General features: G+C 32.3%; 18 protein-coding genes. 8 read left to right on the top strand and 10 right to left on the bottom strand.

What is annotated here, in order from left to right:
* Window positions 1–70 precede the first annotated feature (70 nt).
* A complete protein-coding gene (pdxR, locus tag QBK95_RS08920) occupies window positions 71–1,582 on the top strand; it encodes a MocR-like pyridoxine biosynthesis transcription factor PdxR (protein ID WP_280932765.1) in 1,512 nt (503 codons plus the stop codon).
* Window positions 1,583–1,586: 4 nt separating this feature from the next.
* Here the strand turns inward: pdxR and QBK95_RS08925 are convergent, their stop codons facing one another.
* From QBK95_RS08925 to QBK95_RS08940, 4 genes are read right to left on the bottom strand one after another with little or no spacing between them, the layout of a single operon-like run.
* Window positions 1,587–2,495 carry a TolB-like translocation protein gene (locus tag QBK95_RS08925; protein WP_280932766.1) on the bottom strand — a complete coding sequence of 303 codons (909 nt, stop codon included), beginning with the start codon at window positions 2,493–2,495 and terminating at the stop codon, window positions 1,587–1,589.
* A 12-nt stretch (window positions 2,496–2,507) separates the two neighbouring features.
* A complete protein-coding gene (locus QBK95_RS08930; protein ID WP_280932769.1) occupies window positions 2,508–3,080 on the bottom strand; it encodes a pentapeptide repeat-containing protein in 573 nt (190 codons plus the stop codon).
* 42 nt (window positions 3,081–3,122) lie between these two features.
* A complete protein-coding gene (locus tag QBK95_RS08935) occupies window positions 3,123–3,500 on the bottom strand; it encodes a VOC family protein (protein ID WP_280932772.1) in 378 nt (125 codons plus the stop codon).
* A 9-nt stretch (window positions 3,501–3,509) separates the two neighbouring features.
* Window positions 3,510–4,685: a proline dehydrogenase family protein gene (locus tag QBK95_RS08940; RefSeq protein ID WP_280932774.1), complete on the bottom strand. Its 1,176-nt coding sequence runs from the start codon at window positions 4,683–4,685 to the stop codon at window positions 3,510–3,512.
* Window positions 4,686–4,851: 166 nt separating this feature from the next.
* On the opposite strand from QBK95_RS08940, the gene aroB reads away from it, so the two are divergent.
* The gene (aroB, locus tag QBK95_RS08945) at window positions 4,852–5,922 is read left to right on the top strand and encodes a 3-dehydroquinate synthase (RefSeq protein ID WP_280932776.1); all 1,071 of its coding nucleotides are present in this window, start codon (window positions 4,852–4,854) and stop codon (window positions 5,920–5,922) included.
* A gap of 148 nt (window positions 5,923–6,070) precedes the next feature.
* Complete coding sequence (locus QBK95_RS08950; RefSeq protein WP_280932778.1) at window positions 6,071–6,685, top strand: hypothetical protein; 615 nt, start codon at window positions 6,071–6,073, stop codon at window positions 6,683–6,685.
* Window positions 6,686–6,730: 45 nt separating this feature from the next.
* Here the strand turns inward: QBK95_RS08950 and QBK95_RS08955 are convergent, their stop codons facing one another.
* Window positions 6,731–8,173 carry an SLC13 family permease gene (locus QBK95_RS08955; protein WP_280932779.1) on the bottom strand — a complete coding sequence of 481 codons (1,443 nt, stop codon included), beginning with the start codon at window positions 8,171–8,173 and terminating at the stop codon, window positions 6,731–6,733.
* Window positions 8,174–8,698: a DUF8685 domain-containing protein gene (locus QBK95_RS08960; protein ID WP_280932781.1), complete on the bottom strand. Its 525-nt coding sequence runs from the start codon at window positions 8,696–8,698 to the stop codon at window positions 8,174–8,176.
* Window positions 8,699–8,851: 153 nt separating this feature from the next.
* On the opposite strand from QBK95_RS08960, the gene uvrA reads away from it, so the two are divergent.
* The 4 genes from uvrA to QBK95_RS08980 all read left to right on the top strand — a co-directional run bounded on the left by uvrA (window position 8,852) and on the right by QBK95_RS08980 (window position 16,590).
* Window positions 8,852–11,695 (top strand): excinuclease ABC subunit UvrA, encoded by a 2,844-nt coding sequence (gene uvrA, locus QBK95_RS08965; protein ID WP_280932783.1) that lies wholly within the window; start codon window positions 8,852–8,854, stop codon window positions 11,693–11,695.
* 94 nt (window positions 11,696–11,789) lie between these two features.
* Window positions 11,790–12,479 carry an LOG family protein gene (locus QBK95_RS08970; RefSeq protein ID WP_280932786.1) on the top strand — a complete coding sequence of 230 codons (690 nt, stop codon included), beginning with the start codon at window positions 11,790–11,792 and terminating at the stop codon, window positions 12,477–12,479.
* Between the two features lie 38 nt (window positions 12,480–12,517).
* Complete coding sequence (locus QBK95_RS08975; protein WP_280932787.1) at window positions 12,518–13,768, top strand: T9SS type A sorting domain-containing protein; 1,251 nt, start codon at window positions 12,518–12,520, stop codon at window positions 13,766–13,768.
* Window positions 13,765–16,590, top strand: a complete 2,826-nt coding sequence (locus QBK95_RS08980) for a gluzincin family metallopeptidase (RefSeq protein ID WP_280932789.1) — start codon at window positions 13,765–13,767, stop codon at window positions 16,588–16,590. Before QBK95_RS08975 ends, QBK95_RS08980 begins: the two co-directional genes overlap by 4 nt.
* Window positions 16,591–16,641: 51 nt before the next feature.
* Here the strand turns inward: QBK95_RS08980 and QBK95_RS08985 are convergent, their stop codons facing one another.
* Window positions 16,642–17,346 (bottom strand): hypothetical protein, encoded by a 705-nt coding sequence (locus QBK95_RS08985; protein ID WP_280932792.1) that lies wholly within the window; start codon window positions 17,344–17,346, stop codon window positions 16,642–16,644.
* 515 nt (window positions 17,347–17,861) lie between these two features.
* On the opposite strand from QBK95_RS08985, the gene QBK95_RS08990 reads away from it, so the two are divergent.
* Complete coding sequence (locus QBK95_RS08990; RefSeq protein ID WP_280932794.1) at window positions 17,862–20,276, top strand: alpha-ketoacid dehydrogenase subunit alpha/beta; 2,415 nt, start codon at window positions 17,862–17,864, stop codon at window positions 20,274–20,276.
* Between the two features lie 5 nt (window positions 20,277–20,281).
* Here the strand turns inward: QBK95_RS08990 and QBK95_RS08995 are convergent, their stop codons facing one another.
* The 3 genes from QBK95_RS08995 to QBK95_RS09005 are packed head-to-tail and all read right to left on the bottom strand — an operon-like array spanning window position 20,282 to window position 22,577.
* On the bottom strand, window positions 20,282–20,893 hold the full coding sequence (locus tag QBK95_RS08995; RefSeq protein WP_280932795.1) for a hypothetical protein: 612 nt from the start codon (window positions 20,891–20,893) through the stop codon (window positions 20,282–20,284).
* Between the two features lie 33 nt (window positions 20,894–20,926).
* Window positions 20,927–21,703 carry a hypothetical protein gene (locus QBK95_RS09000; RefSeq protein ID WP_280932797.1) on the bottom strand — a complete coding sequence of 259 codons (777 nt, stop codon included), beginning with the start codon at window positions 21,701–21,703 and terminating at the stop codon, window positions 20,927–20,929.
* A gap of 31 nt (window positions 21,704–21,734) precedes the next feature.
* On the bottom strand, window positions 21,735–22,577 hold the full coding sequence (locus QBK95_RS09005; RefSeq protein WP_280932798.1) for a 1,4-dihydroxy-2-naphthoyl-CoA synthase: 843 nt from the start codon (window positions 22,575–22,577) through the stop codon (window positions 21,735–21,737).
* Between the last annotated feature and the right edge of the window lie 113 nt (window positions 22,578–22,690).

Genomic DNA, 22,690 nt, shown 5'->3' on the forward strand with positions numbered 1-22,690 from the left:
TTGCTCGTTTTTTGATTTATTTCAAAATTAGTAGTTTTGTGGTGTGTTATATTAATCCAGTTTTAACATTATGAGTAGTCCAGTTGTATTTCCTTTTAAAAGTAATATTCTACTTGATCGAAAATCAAGTAGACATCTATACTTACAGTTATGTGACCAAATCATTGGTTACATAAAATCTGGAAAAATTGCACCATCAACCAAGCTACCTGGATCACGAAAATTATCTGAAGACCTTTCTATACATAGAAAAACTGTTATAGCAACATATGATGAATTAATGTCTCAAGGATGGATAGAAAGTATTCCAGCTAGAGGAACTTTTGTAAGTAAAGATTTACCCATTATTAGTCCAAAAAAATTGAAAGAAACGTCTACAATTGATTCTTTAAAAAACACATCAGGTTTTGAATTTAGGAAACGACATCATTTGGTTAGAAAAGGCATTGAAACCATTCAAGCAAGCTTAAAAATAGATGATGGAGTACCCGATCATAGACTAGCTCCAATCGAAGATATTGCAAAGATCTACAGAAATATTACTAAAAAAACCTATCATCAACACCTTTTAAATTATGGCGATACTTATGGCAACATAGAACTTCGTAGAGCCTTGGTTATTTACCTCAATCAGACAAGAGGGTTAAAAATCACTGAAGATAATGTATTAATTACTCGAGGAAGTCAAATGGGAATCTATCTCGCTAGTCAATTGTTGCTAAATGATCGCAAAACGATTATCGCAGGAAATACCAATTATATGACAGCGGACAATACTTTTACAGAAGCTGGAGGAATTATAAAACGTGTTTCTGTAGATGAATATGGTATGAATACCCAAGAAATCGAATCAATATGTAAACAACAACCAATCCATGCAGTATATGTTACATCACACCACCACCACCCTACTACTGTTACCTTATCAGCAGAGCGACGTATGCATTTACTTGACATAGCTCATAAATACAACCTAGCAATAGTAGAAGATGATTATGATTATGACTTTCATTATAACAATGCACCTATACTTCCTTTAGCAAGTAATGATCACCATGGAAATGTGGTTTATATTGGTGGTTTTACAAAAATTATTGCTCCAGCACTAAGAATCGGGTATTTTATAGCTCCTAAGGATATGATAGATGAGGCGGCGAGATTAAGGCGTATCCTGGATCGACAAGGAGACACATTGTTAGAACAAACATTGGCTAGAATGATTCATAATGGTGATGTACAAAGACATAGTAATAAGGTGCGGAGAATTTATAAAGCACGTAGAGATTTATTCTGTACATTACTAAGGGAAAAACTAGGTGATTTTTTTGATTTCAAGACTCCTAAAGGAGGTATGGCTGTTTGGGTGCAACTAAAGAAACCTTATCACTGGGATATTGTAATAGCTGAAGCATTAAAACAAGATATTGCTTTTAATCCTGAATGGAGACGTTATGACAATGATAATTCTGGTCATAATGGGATACGAATAGGATTTGCTGCTTTAAATGAAAAGGAAATCATAGCATTTATTGATAAAATGATATTGGTAATGAAAATAATCAAAGTGAAACCTACCGAATGAACAGTTATTTCTCGTTACTTAATTTGAAAAGTTTCGTACTTACCCAATTAATCTTCCAACCTGTTCCAGAAGATTCATTTTCCTCGCAATAAAAAAGAAATGCTTCATCTGGTGTTATATATGGATTCCCTTTTCCTTTTACATTAATGAAAGAAGGTAATTTTATGGGGCTAGACCAATTATCAGCACTCGTTCGATAACTAATATGTAGATCCAAATATTCATTAATAGATGCAAAGATCAAATAATCTTCATTAGATGAAATATAAGGAGTACAATATTCATTAGTATCAACACCACTAAAATTTACTTTTTTTGCCTGCTGATATTTTCCTTGTATTTGATTCGAATAATAGATTTCCATATTGGTATAATCAATATCACTGGAATGAAAATATATCGTACCATCTTTTGTCAATGATGGATGAGAAACTAATTTATCCCTTAAGTTTGGAATATCTACATATTCAGGTGTACTCCATGTTCCATTTATTTTTTCAGATTTCCATATATGCCAGGTATTCGATACATGATTAGAATCCACTGGTCTGGTAGAACTAAAAACCAATATATTTCCATTTGGCGAAAAACTCATTCCATGCTCATTAAATTCACTATTAAAAAACGCATCTTCTGGAGCAGACCATTTACCATTATGTTTTTTAATATATTTCACATCAAAACTACTAAAACTGGTATCTGATATAGTATAATAGTATTCCTCAAAATCATTAGAAAACACTCCTCTATGTACTAAAAAATCCTTTGGAATTAGATCTGATTTGAACTCCATAGGCTCATTAACAGGAATTTCATGGGTCAAAAATCGATCCACATATTCCAATCGATTATTCTTGGTTTTACAACTCAATGTTATCAATACAACACTTATATATAATAAAAAGTATTTCATCAATTGCCTTTATTATGTAATCTCTAAATCATATTTCTTTAACAATCCAGGCAATCCTTTTGTAGAAAACTTTGCTTTTTTTAATCTATTTTGAGTTGGATCAATATCAAAATTAAAAGCAGTACTAAAATCGACTTTTTCTGCTATAGTTTGATCAAAAATAGTATTAGCCAAATCACAATCTCTAAACAAGGAACCTGTAATTATAGCTTGGGTAAAATCTGCTCCGACAAGTTTACAATCAGTAAATTGGGTGTTTTTTATTTCAAACCCATAAAAAGAGACATAGTCCATAATACAACCTCTAAATTCTGCCGAGAACATAAAGTTATCACAACTACTAAAATTTGCTCCCAACAACTTACAATCCTTAAAAGAACATGCATCTCTAAATGCAGTTTGTTTCATCATCACTTTAGTAAAATCACAATCCATAAATGTGCACTCTAAAAACACTACTACTGCTATATCCGCTTGTATAAAACTACAATTAGCAAATGTGCAATTATCATATTCCTTCCCTGCTAATTTCTGGTTAGAAAAGTCTTGGTTGGTAAAGGTTTGATTAGCAATTAAGTCATTCATTTATTAAGAGACTTATGTTATTTAGAACGGTTGTAGAATAATTCAATTCATCCTCCAAGGTGGATTCTTTCTATTATCTCCTGCAAAATACAAAATGATTTGATTTCCATCTGGATCTTTAAGTCTGGCTTCTCTCCACAACCAGCTCTGGTCTTCTGGTAATTGATCAAAGTGAACTCCCGATTTCACTAATTTTTCTACATCCTGATCCAATTGTTCTGTTTCAAAATAAACATAAACCCCATCACCATTAGGTAATTTTTCTACCTGATGGATAGAAAATGTTGCTTCTCCTTTTTTACATTCAAAACGGGCATAATGCGGTAAAGCTTTAACGATTAACCGTAATCCAAGTTTTTCATAGAAGACAATAGATTGTTCTACATCAATGGATGGAACTGTAACTTGATTTAGATTCATAAGCTAAAACTACAACTTTCTTCTTTTTCTTTCTTTCGACAACAAATCCAATTCTCTGGTAGTTTGTCCAGCAACAGAAGTATTTTCTTCTGCTCTGCGAATTAAGTAAGGCATTACGTCTCTAACAGGGCCAAAAGGTAAATACTTAGCTACATTATATCCTTCAGCTGCAAGGTTAAAACTGATATGGTCACTCATACCATACAATTGACCTAACCAAACTCTAGGATCATTTTTTAATATTTTTTGTGCTCTCATTAGTGCTATCGCCTGATAACAACTGTCTTCATTATGAGTACCGATAAACACAGAAATACTGTCAAGATTTTGCAGTATATATTCTAAGGTAGTATTAAAATTAAGATCAGTTGCTGCCTTACTTTCACAAATTGGAGTTGGATACCCTTTTTCCTCAGCACGATCATTTTCTTTTTCCATATAGGCACCACGTACGATCTTCATTCCTATTTTAAAACCTGATTCTTTAGCTTCCTCTTGTAACTTCTTAAGATACTCAAATCTATCATGACGATATAACTGTAGCGTATTATAGACAATTGCTTTTTCCTTATTATACTTGCGCATCATCTTAGCTACCAAATCATCTGCTGCATCTTGCATCCAGCTCTCTTCTCCATCAATCAATAATGGAACATCACACTCATATGCTTTCTTACATACCTGATCAAAACGTTCTTCTATTCTAGCCCATTCTTTTTCTTCATCGGCAGTTAAAGCAGTACCTTCTGTTTTCTTTTGCCAAACTAAAAATCGTCCAAAACCCGTAGGTTTAAATACACCAAAAGGAATTGCCTCTTTTTGATCAACAAAATCCAAAATCTCCATGGTTTTATCCAATACATGATCAAACTGTTCTTCTTCTTCTTTCCCTTCTACAGAATAATCTAATACAGAAGAAACTCTACCTTTAGCATACATTTTATCTACTACTGGTAGACAATCTTCTTCATCTACACCACCGCAAAAATGATCAAACACTGTTGCACGAATCAAACCCTGTACAGGTAAATGAGCTTTTAGAGCAAAATTAGTAACAGCAGTACCAATGCGTACTAAAGGTTCGTTTGCTATCATTTTAAAAAGAAAATAAGCTCTCTCTAGTTCAGAATCACTCTTTAGTGCAAAAGCAATTTCTGTATTATCAAACAAGGAATGTTCTTTCATCAAGTTTTAACTTTAAAAATTCGTAACTATTACGGTAAATTCACTAAAATTATAATGGTATTATCAAATACCAAGTATTTGTTTTAAGATATCTGCAAATATAGAACTTGGAAGTTTATTTTATTACAAATTCTGCTTAATTTCACAGCCTGTTAAATCACCTTTTATGAAGCCCATAGTTTCTAAAGATTCGATCGTATATTTTAACGATGAATGTTACACTGCTCTTAATGCTTATTTAGAAAAAGCAAACCACTCTAAAATATTTATTCTAGTAGATAGCAATACCTATCAGAACTGTTATGCTCATTTCATGAGTAAAATTGAAAAAGAATATGAGTTTGAGGTTCTTGAAATTGAACCAGGAGAAATCAATAAAAACATCGATACCTGTAGTAGTATCTGGAGTGTACTAGCAGAATATGGTGCAGATAGAAAAAGTTTATTAATTAATCTTGGTGGCGGAGTTGTAACTGATCTTGGTGGTTTTATCGCTTGTACGTACAAAAGAGGAATCAGTTATATCAACGTTCCTACTTCATTGCTAGCCATGGTAGATGCCTCTGTTGGAGGGAAAACAGGTGTAGATCTTGGAAATCTTAAAAATATGGTTGGTGTTATCAGTGAATCCGAAATGGTTTTAGTGGACACTGAATTTTTAGGCACATTACCAGTTAATCAAATGTGTAGTGGTTTTGCCGAAATGCTAAAACACGGATTAATACAAGATAGAGCTTATTGGGAAAAAATGAGTGACCTTTCTAAGCTTACTACAGATGATTTAGATCAGTTGATCTATGATTCTGTAGTCATTAAAAACAAGATTGTATTCGAAGATCCAACTGAACAAAATATTCGTAAATACCTTAATTTCGGTCATACTTTAGGACATGCTATCGAATCTTTTTACCTGACACACCCAGAAAAACCTGAATTATTACATGGAGAGGCGATAGCCATAGGGATGATTCTGGAAGGATTTATCTCTGCAGCTCAATTATCCCTAAAGGAAGAAGAACTCATAATAATAAGCCAAGTAATCTTAGCCACATTCCCTAAAGTTGATATTGATCCTAAAGATTATAAGACAATTATGGAATTATTGGTTCATGATAAAAAGAATGAAAAGGGAAATATCTACTTTGTATTATTAAATACGATTGGTGAGGCAAAATATAACTGTACAGTTTCTGATGATATCATCATTGATGCTTTTGAGTATTATGCTTCTCTTTAATATCAATTTGATTTAATACCTTTAAAACGAATAAAAGTACAATATCTTGAAAAAAAGACTCTTTAAACTCCTTAAAATATTCTTAACCAGCATATTGGTTATTATCGTATTTCTGATTACAATCTTATATTTCTCATTACACAAAAAGATGCCAGAAGGAAAAATTGGAACAGAAGCAGATAATTTTGCATTACGTATTCAAGAAGCTGTACAACATGATAAATATGTAAACACCGATTATATACAATGGACTTTTAGAAATAAAAACCATTATATATGGAACAAAAAATCTGGAACTGTTGAAGTTAAATGGGAAGACTACAAGGCAAACCTAGATCTTCAAAACCCAGAAAACACTACTATTTTAAAAAATAACACAACTGTTGATCATCCAGAAAAAGAGCAGTTATTAGGGAAGGCACTCTCCTATTTTAATAATGATTCATTTTGGATAGTAGCACCTCATAAACTATTTGATAAGGGAGTTACCAGAAAAGTAGTAGATCTTGAAGATGGATCTAAAGGCTTGCTGGTTACCTATAGTTCTGGCGGCACCACACCAGGTGATTCTTACTTATGGAAAGTGGATAAAAATTACCTTCCAACAAGTTATCAAATGTGGGTTTCTTTAATACCTATTGGTGGTATCGAAGCGAGTTGGGAAAACTGGACCACTACAGAAAGTGGTGCTTATTTGTCACAAAAACATAAAGCATTAGGTGTCGGCATTCCAATAAATAACTTGAGAGCTTGGAATGAATAATATTTAGTAGTTAATAGCGAATCAAACATTTAACTCTTAGAAAAGCTAAAACAATAGGGATACATAAAATTTAAACATCAGGACCAAAAGTATCACAGAGATAATATTAAGAATCAATCCTGCTTTTACCATTTTAGATACTTTTACATAACCGCTAGCAAACACAATAGCATTTGGAGGTGTCGCCATTGGTAGCATAAATGCGCAACTCGCTGCCATAGTAACTGGAATCAACAAATGTAGCATCGGTATATCAAGCCCTAATGCAATTCCTGCAACTACAGGAACAAAAATAGCCACCAAAGCTACATTGCTCATCAATTCTGTCATAAAGAGCATAAAAACAATCAGCAATAAAGTAACCATCAATAAACTTAAACCTTTATTGGCTGCAATCATATTAGCTACCAACTCTATCAAGCCTGCGTGAGACAAACCACTTGCCAATGCTAATCCTCCTCCAAATAAAATAAGAATTCCCCAAGGTAGTTTCTGAGTATCTTTCCAAATTAATGTAAATTCACCTTTACTCAACCGAAACGGTATTACAAACAAGGCGAAAGCACCCATCATACTAATTCCTGTATCAGAAAGTTTTAAATCTGGAAAAAAACCATTGATCGTAGTTCTAGAAATCCATAAAAATATAACTGCGCAAAAAATGGTCAAAACCCTACGTTCTGTGCGTTTTATTTTTCCAAGTTTTTTTAATTCTTGATCAATAACATCTTTAGAGGCTGTAAAACTTGTAATACGATTAGGATATATCCATTTGACAATTACCAAATAGACAATTCCGATCATCAATACAGAAAAAGGAAATGCAAGCAACATCCAATTTAAAAAAGAGATTTCTATTTGGTATTCATTTTCTAAAAACCCTACCAACACAGAGTTTGGAGGTGTTCCTATAATTGTAGCCACTCCACCAACGTTAGCAGAAAATGCAATACCCAACATAATACTTAATGCAAAGTTTCGATCGTTTTTAGTAAATCCATCTTCATCATTTACCAATAACTGGATCACCGATAATGCAATAGGTAACATTACTACCGTACAAGCTGTATTACTAATCCACATACTCATAAAAGCGGTAGCAATCATAAATCCAAGAATCACTCGATCTGGGCTTGTTCCAGTGATCTTAATGATCGTCAAGGCAATGCGTTTATGAAGATTAACTTTTTCTAAAGCCAAAGCCATTACAAACCCTCCAAAGAATAGAAAAACTATAGGACTTCCATAACTTTGAGAAACTGTTTTTAAGTCCAACACACCAACAAGTGGAAATAATATCAAAGGAATCAGAGCAGTTACCGATATAGAAACCGCTTCAGTAATCCACCAAATGATCATCCAAACGGCTACTGAAAGTACTTTGTCTGCAATTTCTGAAACTAGTACGATAGGAAGATTAATCAATAATAGAAACAGTAATGGCCCTGCAATTAATCCTATCTTTTTAATTAATGGATACTTTGTCATTTATTTTTTACTACTGCCTGTAAACTGTTGAGATTTATTTTTAAAAAGCACATTAAAGGTTGTTAAACTCCCATACATACGTGTAATGTATTGCTGTAGATCAACTTTATCCTGATCATCTATCACCTTAGAACTATTGATCTTTTGTTCCATCACCCGAATACGATCTCGTACCATCACAATTTTATGAAAAAAGGTATCCATCGGAATTTCTTTAGAGGCTAAATTCGTATCTCCTGGTTCTAAGATAATCTTTCCGCCTTTCCATTTATCAGCTATAGGTACAATTTCAGAAATATCGCTATAACGTTTTAATAGGTTTCTAAATGTTTGTTCGACTTCATAGAAACTTATGGTATCAACTTCATCTTCTACTCCATCAATGATTTCAAAATCATCATCTACATCAATAGTTTCTAATCCGTTTTCTATAAAAGTTACCCAATACATTTTTGCTGTGACATTGGTCACTACACCCAATCCATATGTTGGATGTTTTATTCTGGAGCCTATTCCTAATATCATTGATTTATGTTTTTAAGCTAAAATATAAAAGTATGATGATTAAATTCTTCTGTTTATTGAGAAATTATAACACCTATTTAACAATTGTAAAAGACGCAGCCATTTTACTAACACATTACAAATAACTACATTTGCAATCTTGGTTAAAAATTTATGGCTGTATTAGAGGAAAATATTGAGGTTTTAGGTGCAAGAGTTCATAATCTTAAAAACATTGACGTAAAAATACCTCGTGAAAAATTAGTAGTCATTACTGGGCTTTCTGGTTCTGGTAAATCTTCATTGGCTTTTGATACTATTTATGCAGAAGGACAACGAAGATATATTGAAACCTTTTCTGCATATGCCAGACAGTTTCTTGGTAGTTTAGAACGTCCTGATGTGGATAAAATTGATGGTCTTTCGCCCGTAATAGCGATAGAACAAAAAACTACCAGTAAAAGTCCAAGGAGTACTGTTGGAACTATTACAGAGATCTATGATTTTTTAAGGTTGTTATTTGCTCGTGGTAGTGATGCATATAGTTATAACACTGGTGAAAAAATGGTCAGTTATAGCGATGAACAAATCAAAGACTTAATTCTTAAAGATTTTAATGGAAAAAGAATTAATATTCTTGCTCCTATTATTAGATCCAGAAAAGGACATTATAGAGAGCTTTTTGAGCAAATAGCGAAACAAGGGTTTGTAAAAGTACGTACGGATGGTGAAATAAAAGACATCACCAAAGGCATGAAATTAGATCGTTATAAAACTCACGATATAGAGATTGTAATTGATCGTATTGCTGTAAGTGATGACAAAGATAATTCTAAACGCTTGATGGAAACTATCAATACCGCAATGTATCACGGTGATGATGTATTAATGGTTATTGAGCAAGAATCGCAAGAAGCTCGATTTTTTAGTAGAAATCTAATGTGTCCTTCCAGTGGAATCTCATATCCCAATCCAGAACCTAATAACTTTTCTTTTAACTCTCCAAAAGGTGCTTGTCCTAAGTGTAATGGTATAGGGAATCTTTACGAAGTAAACGTAAAGAAAATCATACCAGATGATTCTAAATCTATTAAAAATGGAGGATTAGTACCTCAAGGACCACAAAAAAACAATTGGATTTTTAAACAATTAGAATTAATCGCGCAACGATTTAATTTTAAGCTAAGTGATCCTATCAAAAAAATCCCTAAAGAAGCAATGGAAGTGATTCTTTATGGAGGAAAAGAAAAATTTAGTGTAGACAGCAAAACCTTAGGAGTTACTAGAGAATATAAAATTGATTTTGAAGGCATTGCCACCTTTATTGATAATACATATACTAATAACGACTCCACTTCTTTACGAAGATGGGCAAAGGATTTTATGGATAATATTCAATGTCCTGAGTGCAATGGATCAAGACTTCGTAAAGAATCTTTATACTTTAAAGTTGGTGAAAAGAACATTGCCGATCTAGCAAATATGGATATTAGTGAATTGGCAGAATGGTTCTTAAATCTTCCTAATCAATTAAATGAAAAACAACAAAGAATTTCTGGAGAAATTCTTAAAGAAATAAATACCAGGCTTCAATTCTTGATTGATGTAGGTCTTACTTATTTATCATTAAACCGAAGTAGTAAATCACTTTCTGGTGGAGAAGCACAACGAATTCGTCTTGCTACCCAGATAGGATCTCAATTGGTAGGTGTATTGTATATCTTAGATGAGCCAAGTATTGGTTTACATCAACGTGATAATGAAAAATTAATCAATTCACTTGTACAACTAAGAGATATTGGAAATTCCGTTATCGTGGTAGAACATGATAAAGATATGATTGAACGCGCAGATCATGTTATTGATATTGGACCAAGAGCTGGAAAACATGGTGGCGAAATCATTAGTGAAGGCACTCCAGATGATCTTAGAGATCATGATACCCTTACTGCTGATTATTTAAGTGGTAAAAAGCAAATTGAAATCCCTGCAAAAAGAAGAAAAGGAAATGGCAAAACTATTTCTTTAAAAGGGGCTACAGGAAACAATCTAAAAAACGTATCTATAGATATTCCTTTAGGAAAAATGATTGCAGTAACTGGTGTTTCAGGTAGTGGTAAATCCACACTTATCAATGAAACACTCTACCCTATTCTTAACGCCTATTATTTTAATGGTGTTCGTAAACCAATGCCTTACAAAAGTATTAAAGGACTAGAACATGCAGATAAAGTAATAGATATTAATCAATCGCCTATTGGTCGTACACCCAGATCTAATCCCGCAACTTATACTGGAGTTTTTTCTGAAATCAGGACATTATTCTCTAAAACTCCTGAAGCCATGATTCGTGGTTATAAACCAGGTAGATTTAGTTTTAATGTTACTGGAGGAAGATGTGAAACGTGTAAAGGTGGTGGTTTACGCGTAATTGAAATGAATTTCTTACCTGATGTATATGTAGAATGTGAAACATGTCAAGGAAAAAGATTTAATAGAGAAACTCTGGAAATAAGGTATAAGGGAAAATCCATCTCTGATGTACTAGAAATGACGATTAACGAATCCTGCGAGTTCTTCGAGCATATCCCTAAAATTTTCAGGAAACTAAAAACTATTAGAAGCGTTGGTTTAGGATACATTACTCTAGGTCAGCAATCTACTACATTATCTGGTGGTGAAGCACAACGCATTAAATTAGCGACAGAATTATCTAAAAGAGATACGGGCAATACTTTTTATATATTAGACGAACCAACAACGGGCTTACACTTTGAAGATATCAGAGTATTAATGGAAGTATTAAACGAGCTAGTAAACAAAGGAAACACTGTATTAATCATAGAACATAATCTAGATGTAGTAAAAATGGCGGATTACATTATAGATATAGGATACGAAGGAGGGAAAAATGGCGGTGAAATAGTCGCAAAAGGAACTCCAGAGGATATTATTAAAAACAAGAAAAGTTATACCGCTAAATTTTTGAAGAAAGAATTAGTAATTAATAAAAACTAAAATAATTTACTATTAAATTCTTCATTTTTAGAATCAATAAACAACCAATCAAAAGCTCTATGTCATTGACAAAAAGCTGAAAAAATATCATAATATGAGAAAAGAACAACGTCACAAAGGATGGAATGAGATTAAAACAAATGATTCATGGGCAATTTTTAAGATCATGGGTGAATTTGTTAATGGATTCGAAAAAATGAGTAAAATTGGACCTTGTGTTTCTATCTTTGGATCTGCAAGAACCAAAACAGATGATAAATATTATCAATTAGCCGTAGATGTAGCCCACAAGATAGTGGAACATGGATATGGAGTAATTACTGGTGGTGGTCCAGGTATTATGGAAGCGGGTAATAAAGGAGCACATTTAGGAGGAGGAACCTCTGTGGGGCTTAATATAGAACTACCATTTGAGCAACACGATAATCCTTATATAGATAGTGATAAGAGCTTAGATTTTGATTATTTCTTTGTTCGTAAAGTAATGTTTGTAAAATATTCTCAGGGATTTGTAGTAATGCCTGGTGGATTTGGAACATTGGACGAATTATTTGAAGCAATTACACTAATACAAACCAAAAAAATTGCAGTATTTCCAATCATTTTAGTAAGTACTGAGTTTTGGGGAGGACTAATAGACTGGGTAAAAAGTACGTTATTAGATAAATTTGGAAATATTAGTGCTGTAGACATGGATTTAATTCACGTTGTAGACACACCAGAAGAGGTATTGAATATATTGGATAAGTTCTATACAGAATACAATTTAAGTCCAAATTTCTAATACCTATATCTTTTCACACAAACTCAACAAACTCTAGAATGAAAAGAATATTTATAAATATAGTAGTATTTAGTATTGTTCAAACGGCATTAGGTCAGGCAACAATTAAAACGATGTTTTATAATGTCTTGAACTATCCTTCTGCTCCTCCCACAAATAGAGAGGAAATATTGGAAACAATTATAGACAGTTATGAACCTGATATCTTTATGATTTGTGAATTAGAAACTGAAGCAGGCGGCGACGAAATACTTAATAGTTCTTTAAATGATGACCATACCAACTATTCTAGTGCCCCTTTTCTAAGTAATTTCTCTAATTCAGATGTAGAACTGCATCAGTTATTATATTATAACAATCAGAAGTTTACCTTAATACAAAGCCAACGACTAATAACTACAATTCGAGATATCAACTGGTATACTCTAGAATTAATTTCAGTAGATCAAACGAATAACCCAATTAGAATAGAGGTTTTTGTTGCACATCTTAAAGCTAGTCAAGGTGCAACTAATGAGACTAAACGACTCAATATGGTAAAAGAGTTTACAGATAACTATGCAAATCTCGATGAAAACGACTATGTCATTTTTGCTGGTGATTTTAATGTATATTCCTCTAATGAGCCAGCATACCAAGAACTACTTGATGTAAATAATAAAATCATCATGGCTGATCCAATAAACACTCCTGGTAATTGGACCAGTAACAGTACTTTTGAAGATATCCATACGCAAAGTACACGTTTAAGTAACAATGACTTTGATGATTTTGGAAGTGGCGGCGGTTTAGATGATAGATTTGATTTCATTCTTATATCAGAGAATATGATAAATAGTACTGAGTTAAGCTATATTCCTAACACCTACGGATCTTATGGAAACAATGGTAATTGTTATAATCAACGTATTGATGATGTGGATTGCACAGGTGTTTATGATAATGCGTTAAGAGATGCATTATACAATATGAGTGATCATCTTCCTGTAGTTATGGAACTGCAAGTTGACCAACAATTCCTTAGTACTCCAGATTTTGTAGAGACTCCAAGAACAATCCAACTAAATAACGGTACTATAATTGAGGATCACTTATCTTTACAAATTAACAATAATTCTGATTTCATTAATTTCAAAATATATAATACTTTGGGACAAGAAATAAAATCGTTTTCTTTAAAAGGTAACAGTGTTACGGAAATTTCAGTATCCGAACTCAGTAATGGGTTATATTACCTTATTCCTACTAACATTGATAATAATGTAATTAAATTTTTAAAGAGAAATTGATTAAGTTTCGAATACTATATATAATTATTGCATTTTCGCTTCATACTGTATCTGCACAGAACAGTATTGTAATCGATGGTATTCTGGATACAGAAAACAAAGTCATTTCGATTACACAAGAGATAACATATACCAATACATCGAGGGATGCATTACAGGAAATTTTCTTACAAGATTGGGCAAATAGTTTTGTAAGCAAAACAACTCCATTAGGTGAACGTTTTTCCGAAGACTTTCTAAAACGATTCTATTTTGCTAAAGAATATGAACGTGGAGGTACTGCAATCATGTCTATTAAAGATAAATCGTTGAAGGATATATCTTGGGAACGGTTTAACCAAACTCCTGATATTATAAAACTGGACATTAATAAATCCTTACATCCAGGAGAAAGCATTACCTTTAATTTAGACTATAAAGTAAAAATTCCGAGCGAAAAATTTACTCGTTATGGATATTATAAAAATGGCGATTTTAGTTTAAAATATTGGTACATAGTTCCAGCCGTATATGATTCCAAGTGGAACACCTATAGCCATAAGCATCTTGATGACTTATATGCTCCGCTAGCTGATTATAAGGTGAATCTAACTATACCTTCTTCATATACCCTAACTAGTGAGTTTGATCAAAAAGAATCTTCTGATCCTGATAATGAAACTAAAACAGTTCAACTTTTTGGTAAAAACAGAAACGAAGTAAATCTATACTTAGAAAAAAACAGTTCATTTTATGATTTTAGAATGAACGGCGTTAAGCTTATTAGTAATATTGAAGACAATGAGTTGATGCCAGAAATGAAAAGTGTAGCGACTAAAAGGATCATTAAGTTTTTAGAAGATCGGTTAGGACCATACCCATTCGATAAAATTTTAGTTTCAGAAAATGACTATAAAAATAATCCTGTGTATGGTTTGAATCAACTACCTGATATCCTAAGACCATTCCCAGACGGCTTTCAATATGAAATCAAACAACTTAAGTCTATTACAGAAAGTTATTTGGAAAAAACATTAATTATCAATCCCCGATATGATGCCTGGATAAAAGACGCTATGCATATTTACCTAATGATGGCATATACAGAACAGTATTATCCAGATATGAAAATCATTGGGAACCTAAGTAAAATTATTGGGATTAGATGGTTTCACGCAGCAGATTTAGATTTTAATGACCAGTATTTTTTAGGATATAAAAATATGGCTAGATTATTTCTGGATCAATCGCTTACCACACCACAAGATAAGCTAGTAAAATTCAATAAAAATATTGCTAATGCCTATAAAGCAGGAATTGGTTTTAAATACCTAGAAGATTATCTGGAGGATGATAACATTTTAGCAGAAGCAGTTAAGAGTTATTATACTAACAATACTCTAAAACTCACAAACTCTAAAGACTTTGAAAAAATCCTCAATAATCTAACTCCAAAAAATATTGATTGGTTTTTTGAAGATTATATTCCTACCAACGAGAAATTAGACTTCAAAATCACTTCGATCAAAAAAAGAAATGACTCTCTTGAAGTAACCATAAAAAATAAAAGAAATAATGACATGCCCGTTTCTTTAGCAGGATTACGAGATGGACAGTTGGTTTCTAAAACGTGGGTTACTGGCATTACAGGTAAGAAAAAAGTAAAAATTGCTAATGAAGATATTGACAAACTGATATTAGATTATGATCAGAATATTCCTGAGGTAAACAGAAGAAACAATCATAGAAATCTAAAAGGAATCTTTAATAAGCCAATACAATTCAGGTTTCTACAAGATGTTGAAGATCCTACAAGAAGTCAGGTTTTTTATATTCCAGAATTCGAATTTAACAATGTATATGACGGTTTTACGATAGGGTCTAAATTTTATAATAAAACATTTATAAGAAGAGATTTTGATTACAGAATCACTCCTAGTTATGGCTTTCTTTCGAAAAAACTACTAGGTTCTGCGTTTTTTCAATATAGAGATCAGATTGCAGAGTATGATCTTTACCAAATAAAATATGCGGTAAGTGGTAGTATGTTTAGTTATGCTCCTGACTTATTATTCAGGCGCTTCTCCCCTTCTGTTGATTTCTACTGGCGACCACAAGATTTAAGATCAAACAAAAGACAACGTTTATCTATAAGAAGTATAAATGTTTTTAGAGAACGAGACGATATAAATCCTGTAGAAACACCCGATTATAGTGTTTTTAATGTTAGGTATAGATACTCTGATTTCAACCTATTAGACTTAAGTTCTTATATAATTGATTATCAAATAGCCAAAAACTTTAGTAAATTCTCTGCTACTTTCAATTACAGAAATGTATTCCTGAATAACAGGCAATTAAATCTTCGTTTATTTGCAGGAGCTTTTATATATAACGACACTGAAAGAGATGGTGATTTTTTTAGTTTTGCTTTAGATAGACCAACAGATTATCTGTTTGATTTTAGTTACTTGGGCCGCAGTGAAGAAACGGGATTGGTAAGTCAGCAAATTATTATTGCAGAAGGAGGATTTAAATCTCAGCTTGATTACCCCTTTGCTAATCAATGGATCACAACGCTCAATGCCAATACAAACATCTGGAATTGGATATATGCTTATGGTGATGTAGGACTTGTTAAAAACAAGGGAATATCACCAAAATTTGTGTATGATGCTGGTGTGCGCGTAAGTCTTGTTGCGGATTATTTCGAACTTTTCTTTCCAGTAGTTTCTAATAATGGATTTGAGATCAATCAACCCAATTACAATGAAAAAATCAGGTTTATCATAACCCTAAGTCCACAAACTCTAATTAGTCTCTTTACTAGAGAGTGGTATTAATACTTATTTTTCAAACAATTTTCTATTGGGAGAAATTACAATAAAAGAGTTTTAAAGATATTTTTCCTTATTCGTAGTTACCTTTTCTTCATGAGTTTCAATTAGAAATTTCATAAAAATATAAAGACTTAATACATGTGCTATATTAATAAATACGGTGAAAATCTTATTTGGATAAAACAATTCATTGATAGGTAATAATGACACTATGAATATACACAAAAAAGCAACGACAATCAGCTTTAAACCTTCTTTATACCTATCATGTATATATATTAAATATGCCGTTAAAACATATAATGTAGTACTTAATATACAAAGAGTAACCTGTGGTATAATTTCTATCACCACATCAATCAATAGTTGAGAAATAGAATATATCAAATAACAAATTAAAGCAGCACTCACTACGATCGGAACGGTCCAAAAAGTTTTTCTTTTAATGTCTTTAATTAATATATACTTTCTTAGAGCTAAAGTACAGGCAACAAAATATACAGATGTTAGTAAACAAATTATTCCAAAATTCGTAACGAAATCTGTATAAATAATAACATCACAAACAATCATTGTCAATAAACTCAATATATACCAAAAGTTTATCTTGTCAATATACTGAAGATAAATTATCCCTATTGAAAGAATAACAACTGGCAATGCGTACGCTAAATATTTCTTATCAAAAAAAACAGCAATAATGATAACTACTACAAAAGCAAAGTAGAATAATATATCTGTAAGTTTTATATCTTTCAAAAAATAACGTATTTTATTTCTTAGAATCCTCGATCACTAAAGAAAAGATCTAATGATTCCTGTATTGTTTTCTACGTATGTTCTAAAATATGCTATTTTTTTCAATTCCTTGGATAATTAATAAATCCTTTGATTAAAAATTAAAAAAATCAGGTTTCTATGGTATGACAAAATGTGTAATAATTGTGATAACTAACGAATAAAAAACAGGTTTTTACGCAACTAAAAAGCTTTATAACAACACATAATCAACTTATTACATATGATATAGATAGAAAAATATTTATATCATTAAAAATTTATAAAATATTCAATTGTATATAAATAATCAGAGTATTATTACAAATGTGAAAATTTTGAATATTTGTTAACCAAGTCTTAAAATAAACCACTAAAACAATAATTCAATAACAAAAATACGTTTTAACTGAATTATCATCAATAAATTTAAGACTTTCACACTTGGAAATGGCGTTAATTTTAGCTAAATTTGCACACCGTAAAACATCGTTCACATGCAGCCTGAAACAACTATTACACCTAATATTTCTTTTGAAGAATATAGAAATCAAATACTTAGAGATTACAAAATCGCTTTAATAAGTAGAGAGTGTAGTTTGTTGGGCCGAAGAGAGGTTCTGACTGGAAAATCTAAATTCGGAATTTTTGGTGGTGGAAAAGAATTACCACAGTTAGCGATGGCTAGAGTTTTTCGTAATGGAGATTTTAGATCTGGATACTATCGTGATCAAACCTTTATGATGGCTATAGAACAATATTCTGTAGAACAGTTCTTTGCAGGTCTATATGCACATACTGATATAGAAAAAGAGCCTTTTGCCGCTGGAAGACAGATGGGTGGTCACTTTGCGACTCATAGTCTTAATGAAGATGGTACCTGGAAAAACCTTACCAAACAAAAAAACTCTAGTGCCGATATCTCTCCTACTGCAGGTCAGATGCCTAGATTATTAGGGTTAGCTCAAGCATCTAAAGTATACAGAAACGAAAAAAGTGTCTCTGAGCATACTAATTTTTCTATCAAAGGTAATGAAGTAGCTTGGGGAACTATTGGTAATGCCAGTACAAGCGAAGGGCTATTTTGGGAAACTATTAATGCAGGTGGTGTATTACAAGTTCCTATGGTAGTTAGCATTTGGGATGATGAATATGGTATTTCTGTACATGCAAAACACCAGACTACAAAAGAAAATATATCATTAATCCTTGAAGGATTCAGACGTGATGAAAAACACGATGGATATGAAATCATTGTCGTAAATGGTTGGGATTATCCTGCACTGGTAGAAGCCTATGAAACTGCAGAAGACTTAGCCAGAGAACAACATATCCCTGTTATAGTTCATGTAAAAGAATTAACACAACCCCAAGGACACTCTACTTCTGGATCTCACGAAAGATACAAAAGCGAAGAACGTTTAAACTGGGAGCGCGAGCATGATTGTAATAAGAAATTCAAAGAATGGATAATTGAACATAACGTAGCTACAGCGGATGAATTACTAGAAATAGAAAAATCATCTAAAAAAACAGTAAGACAAGGTAAAAATAGTGCCTGGAATGCTTATTTATCAGAAATTAAAGATGAACAAAAGCAAGCACTGATTCAATTAGAAGCAGTAGAAAATAAAAGTGCTAATAAGAATTTTATATCTCCTTTAGTAAAAACCTTAGCTGATAAGGATGAACCTATTCGAAAAGATATTCTTGAAGCTACTAGAAAAACACTAAGATATATTACTAAAGAAGATTATCCTGAAAAAACAGCTCTTCAGAACTGGATTAATCAGTATACCGCAAAAATTAAACCTAAATATAGTGATCATCTTTATAATGATTTCGACTCTAATGTAACCAACATTAAAGAGGTAAGGCCAGAATACTCTGAAGATGCGGAAATGGTGGATGGTCGTGTAATTCTTAGAGACAACTTTGATCAAATATTTAGTCGAGTACCAGAGTCTTTAATCTTTGGAGAAGATAGTGGTAAAATTGGTGACGTTAATCAAGGACTTGAAGGTTTACAACAAAAGTATGGTGAAATAAGAGTTTCTGATGCAGGAATCAGGGAAGCTACCATCATTGGACAAGGAATAGGCATGGCAATGCGAGGTCTTAGACCAATCGCAGAGATTCAATACTTAGATTATATATTATACTGTATACAAGGATTAAGTGATGATCTTGCTACCTTAAGGTATAGAACATTTGCTAAACAAAAAGCCCCTTTAATCATTAGAACCAGAGGACATCGATTAGAAGGAATATGGCATTCTGGTTCCCAAATGGGTGGTTTAGTTCATTTACTAAGAGGTATTCATATTCTTGTTCCTAGGAACATGACTAAAGCTGCTGGGTTTTATAATACTTTATTAGATAGTGATGAACCAGCTGTGATGGTTGAATGTCTTAATGGATACAGACTTAAGGAAAAAATGCCTGCTAATCTGTCTGAAATAAGAACTCCTCTAGGCGTGGTTGAAACTATAAAAGAAGGAAATGATATTACTCTTGTTTCTTATGGGTCAACACTAAGACTGGTTGAACAAGCTGCTAAAGAGCTGTTATCTGTTGGTATTAATGCAGAAGTAATTGATGTGCAATCTCTTATTCCTTTCGATTTAACTCATGACATCGTAAAGAGTGTTGCTAAAACGAATAGAGTTATGATCATTGATGAAGATGTTCCAGGAGGAGCTACAGGATACATATTACACAAGCTAATTGATGAGCAGAATATATATCAGTATCTTGATAGTGAACCGCAAACACTAAGCGCACAACCACATCGCCCAGCTTTTGGTACCGATGGAGATTATTTTAGTAAACCATCTACAGAAGACATTTTTGAGAAAGTATATGAACTCATGAATGAAGTTGATCCAGCGAGTTATCCTAAATTAAGATAATAGTTTTAAAAAGGGTTTTCAATTCTGATGCGCTCACCTTCTTTATAAGATATCACAAAGATATTCTTATCAATAACTCCTGATCGTATTAGAGTTTTTCTAAATTCTTGGGCTTCTGTTAATGTTTCAAAAATTCCAAGACTGAATTTGTAATAAGACGAATCATTATAAAACAATGCATTCGTGAATTTTTCTGACACCAATGAAATCTTATCATCTGTAAAAGATTGAATCTGCACAGAGTATACAGTATCTTTATTAATCAAACTCCTATACAAATAGAGCTCTTTTAAATCATTATTCTTTAATTGATCATTTTTTAATTGACTCAATTCTTTCTTAAGCGTATTTATTTCTAACTGAAAAGAGGATAATTCTTTATTATTATTTGTAATAGGTTTATCATTGTCCACCCAAAAGACAGCATACACTATCAAAGTGAGTGTAGTTATCAATAAAACTGAACAAAGTATTTTAAGCATCATCTTAGATGCTCTATTTTTTTTAAGTTCTACTGATTTATCATTTAATAGATCTTCCAGCTTCCTTTGTTCTATCTCAGCTTTTTCTATTTGATAGTGTAATGATAAAAGATCTTCATTTTTAATATCTGGCATTTTACAGGGGATTAAGAGCAGTTTATTAAAAGTTTATGGTAATTTTTGTTTAGTCATTTTATATACTATTCCATCACGTATCTCTATAATCATAATCGGATTATCCTTAATAATTCTCTGGAAGGCCTTTAACGGAAACCCATTCGAAATTTGATTTACGTCTTGGATTCTTATCTTATCATTTAATTCTAATCTAATTAACTTAGTATCTTTATTATATACATAATAGTTATCATATAAAAAATACAAGGTATCACCTTCTTTATTGATATCATACTCTGCATCATTGTTTTCCTTAGCCTTCTTTACTGCTCTTTTCCCTTTAAAGTACTCAATAAAATCTACTTCGATAAAAACTACTCCATTATTTCTGAAAACTCTTTTTACAAAACAGTGTTTCCGTATATATTTTAATTTTGTTTTATCCGTATCGGTTGTATCAACAACTGATGTTTTAGTACTATCAGTAACAACAATAAACTCTTTACGATAATCAGCAATATCAGACTTTAGCTTTGTTAATTCTTTTCGGAGCGAATCGTTAATTCCCTTTATTTCATCCAAATCAGTTTGTGTATTCTCTTCTTGGCTCAAAGGAACTGCGTCATTGTTTTGATTTAAATAATACATCCCGCCAGCCATCACTGCTATTACAGTGAGAAAAAAAATCATGAAGACTAAACTATTTCTCTTACTTCTCTTTAATTCTTCTGAAATAGATGCAAGACGATTCTCCAGCTTTTGCTGTTTCATTCCAGATTTTTCGATCCTATATTGTACAGATAATAATTCGTCTTCTTTATTTTCCATGATGTAATGCAAATTTAGAGCACTTTTAATATTAAGGGATCCATTTTACATCCTTAAAATCAGGTTTTCTTTTTTCCAAAAATGCATTTCTACCTTCTTTAGCTTCTTCAGTCATATACGCTAGTCTGGTAGCTTCTCCCGCAAAAACCTGTTGACCAACCATACCATCATCTGTAAGGTTCATAGCAAATTTTAGCATTTTTATAGATGTTGGTGATTTTTCTAAAATCTCCTGCGCCCATTGATATGCTGTCTCTTCTAATTCTTGATGAGGTATAACTGCATTGACCATCCCCATTTCATATGCTTCTTGTGCCGAATAGTTTCTTCCTAAAAAGAAAATTTCGCGAGCCTTTTTTTGCCCTACCATTTTTGCTAAATATGCAGAACCATATCCGCCATCAAAACTAGTTACATCAGCATCTGTTTGTTTAAATATCGCATGCTCTTTACTAGCTAGTGTAAGATCACAAACCACATGCAAGCTATGTCCTCCACCTACAGCCCATCCTGGAACTACAGCTATTACCACTTTTGGCATAAAACGTATAAGCCGTTGAACTTCTAAGATATTTAATCTATGCATACCGTCTTGTCCCACATATCCCTGATGTCCTCTAGCTTTTTGATCACCTCCACTACAAAAGCTATATACACCATCTTTTGTAGACGGACCTTCCGCGGACAATAAAACCACTCCAATTGAAGTGTCTTCTTGTGCATCATAAAAAGCGTCATACAGTTCACTAGTTGTATTAGGTCTAAAAGCATTACGAACATTCGGTCTATTAAACGCAATGCGTGCAACTCCATTTGATTTTTTATAGGTTATATCTTGATATTCTTTTGCAGTTTTCCAGTTTATTGAACTCATTGTATTTTATTTAGTGCTATCAAAAATAATACAATATATTGTATCAAGCTATACGATCAGTAGAGTTAAATCAAGTTAAAAAATCGATATTTTGTATATTTCACTTAAATTAA

It is taken from the genome of Aquimarina mycalae, from assembly GCF_029906345.1.
GTDB lineage: Bacteria > Bacteroidota > Bacteroidia > Flavobacteriales > Flavobacteriaceae > Aquimarina.